Here is a 1,301-nt window from a genome sequence, read left to right on the forward strand (position 1 = left end):
GGTATCCCCTCTTCTGTTTTGTATAAGGCTTTAACATGAAAAAATTATTTTCCGCCATGGCTGTGTTACTTGCTTCTTCCATTCTGCCAGCCCATGCAGCAGACAATATGAAAGCGTTCCCGCCTGCAGAGGCCGGCCAAGTCAGACATGTTTTACAACTGCCGACTCGCAGCAATGAAGCCGACTTCAAAGTACAGCTGATTGTGGGCAAAAACGCGCAAGTGGATAAAGCGAATACCTATTTCTTCACCGGCAAAATTGAAGAACAGATTATTGATGGATGGGGCTTCCCACGCTACGTGGTAAGCAACTTAGGCCCAATGGCTGGCACGCTGATGGCGGTAGACAGCAATGCACCGAAAGTGACGCGCTTTGTTTCCTTAGGCGGTGAGCCATACCTGATCCGCTACAACAGCCGTCTGCCAATCGTGGTGTATGCACCTGAAGGGGCAGAAGTTCGCTACCGCGTCTGGAGCGCCGCACCTGACGCCACCGTTATGCCACAAGGCTAATTATGCCGCACGAGTCATGCTTCATAGCGCAAATACGCTCGCTGAACGCATGACCCGTGATTTTAACGAGCCGGTCTAGTTTCCCTAACCAACTAGACCGGCTCTGTTTTTATCGTCTCACCCACACCACTTAAACCGATTCAATCAACCAGATCGCCGACTCATACGGGCGTAATTGACCGCTTTGTGGCTGCGTTGGGGTATCTGCATAGTTGCTGAGTAAAAGTTGGCTATGTGACGGCGTGACTGACTGCATGATTGGCGGCACAGGAACAGCATTCTGCCCGCCAAGGTGACTTGGCAACACAAAATCTACCGGCTCACGATAGAAATTACTCACCACCAACAGCGTCTTCCCTTGCCACTGGCGAGTGTAAGCCCAAATTTGGCGGTGCTCAGGCAGCAACTCTTGATAGTCACCATGCGTGAAGATCGGATGCGCTTTACGCAGGCGAATCAAATCGCGGTAATGCCAGAATACCGAATCCGGATCGGCTTTCGCCGCAACCGCGTTAATCTCGGTATAGTTGGCGGCAGGTTTTAACCACGGCGAACCTTGGGTAAAACCGGCATTAGCATCCGCGCTCCATTGCATTGGCGTACGCGAGTTATCACGCGAGCGCGCGGCTAAAATCGCCAAAATCTGCGCATCATCCATCCCCTGCGCCTGTTTGATGGCAAAAATATTGTGGCTTTCCACGTCCTGATAATCATCAATTTGCTGATAACCCGGATTTGTCATGCCCAACTCTTCGCCTTGATAGATATACGGCGTGCCTTGTAATCCAT

At 51.2% G+C, this 1,301-nt stretch carries 2 protein-coding genes; one reads left to right on the forward strand and one right to left on the reverse strand.

Annotated elements, in window-relative coordinates; genetic code table 11:
- The first annotated feature begins 35 nt into the window (after window positions 1-35).
- The gene (locus tag ACRC27_RS07885) at window positions 36-512 is read left to right on the forward strand and encodes an ecotin (RefSeq protein ID WP_152136234.1); all 477 of its coding nucleotides are present in this window, start codon (window positions 36-38) and stop codon (window positions 510-512) included.
- A 130-nt stretch (window positions 513-642) separates the two neighbouring features.
- On the opposite strand, the gene ACRC27_RS07890 is transcribed toward ACRC27_RS07885, so the two are convergent.
- The coding region (locus ACRC27_RS07890) for an alpha-amylase family glycosyl hydrolase (RefSeq protein ID WP_438639600.1) at window positions 643-1,301 on the reverse strand (659 nt) is incomplete at its 5' end.

The organism is Plesiomonas sp., from assembly GCF_051650925.1.
GTDB lineage: Bacteria > Pseudomonadota > Gammaproteobacteria > Enterobacterales > CAMTGL01 > Plesiomonas.

Excerpts from the sequence above, each read along its gene's own strand:
- ACRC27_RS07885 (WP_152136234.1), top strand. The coding sequence starts at position 36 with ATGAAAAAATTATTTTCCGCCATGGCTGTGTTACTTGCTTCTTCCATT.